5 protein-coding genes are annotated in these 5492 nt (G+C 71.6%); 1 reads left to right on the top strand and 4 read right to left on the bottom strand.

Annotated features, from left to right (window positions below):
* Positions 1-106 precede the first annotated feature (106 nt).
* The 4 genes from AB8Z75_RS29940 to AB8Z75_RS29925 all read right to left on the bottom strand — a co-directional run bounded on the left by AB8Z75_RS29940 (position 107) and on the right by AB8Z75_RS29925 (position 4776).
* Entirely contained in the window at positions 107-1216 is a 1110-nt protein-coding gene (locus AB8Z75_RS29940) for a GuaB3 family IMP dehydrogenase-related protein (protein WP_369207443.1), read from the bottom strand.
* Between the two features lie 164 nt (positions 1217-1380).
* Positions 1381-2886 (bottom strand): IMP dehydrogenase, encoded by a 1506-nt coding sequence (guaB, locus tag AB8Z75_RS29935; RefSeq protein ID WP_369207441.1) that lies wholly within the window; start codon positions 2884-2886, stop codon positions 1381-1383.
* 177 nt (positions 2887-3063) lie between these two features.
* Positions 3064-3771, bottom strand: a complete 708-nt coding sequence (locus AB8Z75_RS29930; RefSeq protein WP_369207440.1) for a sigma-70 family RNA polymerase sigma factor — start codon at positions 3769-3771, stop codon at positions 3064-3066.
* Between the two features lie 393 nt (positions 3772-4164).
* Positions 4165-4776 carry a response regulator transcription factor gene (locus AB8Z75_RS29925; RefSeq protein WP_003948568.1) on the bottom strand — a complete coding sequence of 204 codons (612 nt, stop codon included), beginning with the start codon at positions 4774-4776 and terminating at the stop codon, positions 4165-4167.
* A 368-nt stretch (positions 4777-5144) separates the two neighbouring features.
* Between AB8Z75_RS29925 and AB8Z75_RS29920 the strand changes: the two genes are divergently transcribed.
* A partial coding sequence (locus AB8Z75_RS29920) for a WhiB family transcriptional regulator (RefSeq protein ID WP_369207438.1) occupies positions 5145-5492 on the top strand: 348 nt, incomplete at its 3' end.

The raw sequence follows: 5492 nt of genomic DNA, 5'->3' as shown, positions 1-5492 counted from the left end.
CGGATAGAGAGCACCCCTCGGGGGTGGGCGGCCCCACAAGGAAGGGCAGGTCGTGGGGGCCCGCCCCATATGGGTGAGGGAGGTGTGGGGGTGCGCCCCGCAGGGGTTAGCGGGCGACGGTGACCTCTACTCGTTGGAACTCCTTCAAATCGGAGTACCCCGTGGTGGCCATGGCCCGGCGCAACGCGCCGAAGAAGTTCATGGACCCATCAGGCGTGTGGGAGGGTCCCAGAAGGACCTCCTCCAGCGTGCCGACCGCACCGAGGTCGACCCGACGCCCACGCGGAACATCCGCGTGCACCGCCTCCATACCCCAGTGATGCCCCTTGCCGGGCGCATCCGTCGCACGGGCGAGCGGCGACCCCATCATCACCGCGTCGGCGCCGCAGGCGATCGCCTTGGGCAGGTCGCCGGACCAGCCGACGCCGCCGTCGGCGATGACGTGGACGTAGCGGCCACCGGACTCGTCCATGTAGTCGCGGCGGGCCGCGGCGACGTCGGCGACGGCGGTCGCCATCGGCACCTGGATGCCCAGCACGTTCCGCGTGGTGTGCGCGGCACCCCCGCCGAAGCCGACGAGAACACCCGCGGCGCCGGTGCGCATGAGGTGGAGGGCCGCGGTGTAGGTGGCGCAGCCACCGACGATGACCGGCACGTCCAGCTCGTAGATGAACTGCTTGAGGTTCAGCGGCTCGGCCGCGCTGGAGACGTGCTCGGCGGAGACGGTCGTGCCGCGGATCACGAACAGGTCCACGCCCGCGTCGACGACCGCCTTGGAGAACTGGGCGGTGCGGCCGGGAGAGAGGGCGGCGGCCGTGACGACGCCGGAGTCGCGGACCTCCTTGATGCGCTGCCCGATCAGCTCTTCCTTGATGGGCGCGGCGTACAGCTCCTGCATGCGGCGGTTGGCGGTGGCCTCGTCGAGCTCGGCGATCTCCGCCAGCAGCGGCTCGGGGTCCTCGTACCGCGTCCACAGGCCCTCGAGGTTGAGGACGCCGAGGCCGCCGAGTTCGCCGATGCGGATGGCGGTGCGCGGCGAGACGACGGAGTCCATGGGGGCGGCGAGGAACGGCAGCTCGAAGCGGTAGGCGTCGATCTGCCAGGCGATCGAGACCTCCTTCGGGTCGCGGGTGCGCCTGCTGGGCACCACGGCGATGTCGTCGAAGGCGTACGCCCGGCGCCCGCGCTTGCCGCGCCCGATCTCGATCTCAGTCACGTCTACTACTGCCTCTCACTCTGGTGTGCCGCGCCCCAGTATCCTCGCCGCCCGCGGGCGGGGTCGGCCCGGCACCCCTCTCGGTCCTCGGGGCGAGGACTGCGCTCGCGGCCCACCTCGTGCGCCGCGAGCTGCCTGAAGCGACCCGCCCGGTCCCCCACGCGTCAGCGACGCGAGTAGTTCGGGGCCTCGGTCGTCATCTGGATGTCGTGGGGGTGGCTCTCCTTGAGGCCGGCCGCGGTGATGCGGACGAAGCGGCCACGGTCCTTCATCTCGGGGACGGTACGGCCGCCGACGTAGAACATCGACTGCTTGAGGCCGCCGATGAGCTGGTGGACGACGGCGGAGAGCGGGCCGCGGTAGGCGACCTGGCCCTCGACGCCTTCGGGGATCAGCTTGTCGTCGCCGCTGACGCCCTCTTGGAAGTAGCGGTCCTTGGAGTAGGACTTGTTTCCGCCGCGGGTCTGCATCGCGCCGAGGGAGCCCATGCCGCGGTAGGACTTGAACTGCTTGCCGTTGATGAACAGCAGCTCGCCGGGGGACTCCTCGCAGCCGGCCAGGAGGCTGCCGAGCATGACGGTGTCGGCGCCGGCGACGATGGCCTTGGCGATGTCACCGCTGTACTGCAGGCCGCCGTCGCCGATGACGGGGACCCCGGCCTCGTGGGCGGCGAGCGACGCCTCGTAGATGGCGGTGACCTGGGGGACGCCGATGCCGGCGACGACGCGGGTGGTGCAGATGGAGCCGGGGCCGACGCCGACCTTGACGCCGTCCACGCCCGCGTCGATGAGCGCCTTGGCGCCGTCGCGGGTGGCGATGTTGCCGCCGACGACGTCGACGCCCGGGTGGTTGGACTTGATCTTGGCGATCATGTCGCCGACCAGCCGGGAGTGGCCGTGCGCGGTGTCGACGACGACGAAGTCGACGCCCGCCTCGATGAGGGCCTGCGCGCGGTCGTACGCGTCACCGGCCACACCGACGGCGGCGCCGACGACGAGGCGGCCCTCGCCGTCCTTGGCGGCGTTGGGGTACTGCTCGGCCTTGACGAAGTCCTTGACGGTGATGAGGCCCTTGAGCGTGCCCGCGCCGTCCACCAGCGGCAGCTTCTCGATCTTGTGGCGGCGCAGCAGCTCCATCGCGTCCTCGCGGGAGATGCCGACCTGCCCGGTGACCAGCGGCATGGGCGTCATCACGTCGCGCACCTGGCGGCTGCGGTCCAGCTCGAAGGCCATGTCGCGGTTGGTGACGATGCCCAGCAGCCTGCCCGCGCCGTCGGTGACCGGGACGCCGCTGATGCGGAACCGGCCGCACAGCGCGTCCGCCTCTTCCAGCGTCGCGTCGGGGCGGATGGTGATGGGGTCGGCGACCATGCCGGACTCGGACCTCTTGACCTGGTCGACCTGGTTGGCCTGGCCCTCGATCGACAGGTTGCGGTGCAGGACGCCCACGCCGCCCTGGCGGGCCATCGCGATGGCCATGCGGGCCTCGGTGACCTTGTCCATGGCGGCGGACAGCAGCGGCACGTTGACCCGCACGTTCCGCGAGACGTACGACCCGGTGTCGATGTCCTGGGGCGCCATGTCGGACTCGCCCGGCAGCAGCAGGACGTCGTCGTATGTCAGGCCCAGAGTGGCGAATTTGGCGGGCACTCCGTCGACGTTTTCAGTCATGACACCTTTCCCATGCGGTCCACCCCCGCTTGCGCGGGGAACCACTGCTTGCCCCGGCCGGATCTCCATGCTATCGGCCCGGCGAGGGTGACCGGACCGCCTGTGGAAAACCCCGGCGACGGCACGGTCGGCGCCCCCGCCGCGCCGCCGGTCGTGCTCCCCGCGGGCCGCAGGTCCCTACTGCTCGGCCAGCGCCCGCAGCCTGCTGAGCGCCCTGTGCTGGGCGACGCGTACGGCTCCGGGTGACATGCCCAACATCTGTCCGGTCTCCTCGGCCGTCAGCCCGACGGCGACCCGCAGCAGCACGAGCTCGCGCTGGTGTTCGGGCAGATTGGCGAGGAGTTTCTTGGCCCACTCGGCGTCGCTGCTCAGCAGCGCCCGCTCCTCGGGGCCGAGGGAGTCGTCGGGACGCTCGGGCATCTCGTCCGACGGCACCGCCGTGGAGCCGGGGCCGCGCATGGCCGCACGCTGGAGGTCGGCGACCTTGTGCTGGGCGATGGCGACGACGAACGCCTCGAACGGTTTTCCGGTGTCCCGGTAGCGCGGCAGCGCGCAGAGCACCGCGATGCAGACCTCCTGAGCGAGGTCGTCGACGAAGTGGCGGGCGTCACCGGGCAGCCGCGTCAGCCGGGTGCGGCAGTACCGCACGGCGAGCGGATGCACGTGGGCGAGCAGGTCGTGGGTGGCCTGGCGGTCTCCCTCGACGGCGCGCTGGACGAGCTGGCTGACCTTCGCGACCCTGGCCGCCTCCGCGGCGCCCGCCGCGTCCGCACCGCCCTCGGCGCCCGCGGCCGTGCCGGTGCCCGCGGCGGTTTCAGCGCTCGCGACGACGGGCCCCTGGCCGTTTACGGGCCCGGGCGGCGGCCCGTTCTCGTCGTCGCGCATCGGTCCATGGTGCACCGATGCCGCGCCGTTCGCCGCACCGCGCCCGTGGATGTGAGCCGAAGCGTTATGAGCAGGCGCACTGGCCCTCATGTCCATGCCCTCCCCTCACGCCTGACCGAACGGTCCCCGAGGAACTCCATACAACAAGCATGCGACACGCGCGAGATTTTCAGGATGCCGCGGGAGCACCCGTGGGGATCGTCGCCCCGGCACGGAGCCGGGACAGCGCCGGGACCAAGCCGCCGGGCCGGTCGGCGCGTACGTCCGGGACGCCGGCCCCTGAGCCGTCCGCCGGCGGCTGTCCGGCAGTCGGCCAGGGGCGTCCACGGGGGCGGAGACGTGTCTCCCCGCCGCCTGGGCACCTCCCGGCCGCACGCCGAGGGGAAGCGGGGCCTAGCGGACGAGGCCCCAGCGGAAGCCGAGGGCCACCGCGTGCGCGCGGTCGGAGGCGCCGAGCTTCTTGAACAGCCGCCTGGCGTGGGTCTTGACGGTGTCCTCCGACAGGAACAGCTCCCGCCCGATCTCCGCGTTCGAACGCCCGTGGCTCATGCCCTCCAGCACCTGGATCTCCCGCGCGGTGAGGGTGGGGGCCGCGCCCATCTCGGCCGAGCGCAGCCGCCGGGGGGCGAGCCGCCAGGTGGGGTCGGCCAGCGCCTGGGTGACGGTCGCGCGCAGTTCGGCGCGGGAGGCGTCCTTGTGCAGGTAGCCGCGCGCGCCCGCGGCGACGGCCAGCGCCACGCCGTCGAGGTCCTCGGCGACCGTCAGCATGATGATGCGGGCGCCGGGGTCGGCGGAGAGCAGCCGGCGTACGGTCTCCACTCCGCCCAGGCCGGGCATCCGGACGTCCATCAGGATCAGGTCGGACCGGTCGGCGCCCCAGCGGCGGAGGACTTCCTCGCCGTTGGCCGCCGTCGTCACACGCTCGACGCCGGGCACGGTCGCGACCGCGCGGCGCAGGGCCTCTCGGGCGAGCGGGGAGTCGTCGCATACGAGGACGGATGTCATGACCGCCCTCCGCTGCTGATGCGCATCACCTTGAGCCTCCAGGCTGCTTGGGAAGAATCGTCACCTCGCGATTGACGGCCTCGGACACGCGTGCCCCCGGCCGGTTCCGAGTCAATCGCTTTCGCTCTCTCAACGACGGTCACCCGAAAGAGTTACGGCTTCCCGGTACCGCTCTCAGCACTCTACGTGAGCAACCGTACACAGAGCAGCAACATCCCCTCATTGAAACGGCGCTCGCCCCTTCTTTCCTGCGATGCCCTATTTAGCTGCATTTCTTCCGTTTTGCGGGATCGGTCGCTAGATTCGCGAAAGAGTCATATTTACGCACGAGTGACAGATCACCTCCAGCAGCACTCAGGAGAGACGCGATGGCAGACTTCTCCCGCCTTCCTGGACCCAACGCGGATCTGTGGGATTGGCAGCTACTCGCCGCCTGCCGGGGGGTGGACAGCTCGCTGTTCTTCCACCCCGAGGGGGAGCGCGGCGCGGCCCGCAGCGCGCGGGAGGCGTCCGCCAAGGAGGTGTGCATGCGCTGCCCCGTGCGCGCGGAGTGCGCGGCGCACGCCCTCCAGGTGCGCGAGCCCTACGGCGTGTGGGGCGGGCTCACCGAGGACGAGCGCGAGGAACTGCTGGGCCGGGCCCGCAGCCGTCTCGCGACGACGCCCCACGACCGGCACGGCGACGCCTCCCCCCGGGCCGGCGGGACGGCCGCGCCC

This window comes from Streptomyces sp. PU-14G, assembly GCF_041028275.1.
Classification (GTDB): domain Bacteria; phylum Actinomycetota; class Actinomycetes; order Streptomycetales; family Streptomycetaceae; genus Streptomyces.
Note: the sequence above shows the minus strand (reverse complement) of the source record. Positions and strands in the feature narration are given on the sequence as shown.

Bases quoted from the DNA above. Each gene is read 5' to 3' on its own strand.
- AB8Z75_RS29930 (WP_369207440.1), bottom strand. From the start codon at position 3,771: ATGCGCGACGACGAGAACGGGCCGCCGCCCGGGCCCGTAAACGGCCAG.
- guaB (WP_369207441.1), bottom strand. From the start codon at position 2,886: ATGACTGAAAACGTCGACGGAGTGCCCGCCAAATTCGCCACTCTGGGC.
- AB8Z75_RS29925 (WP_003948568.1), bottom strand. From the start codon at position 4,776: ATGACATCCGTCCTCGTATGCGACGACTCCCCGCTCGCCCGAGAGGCC.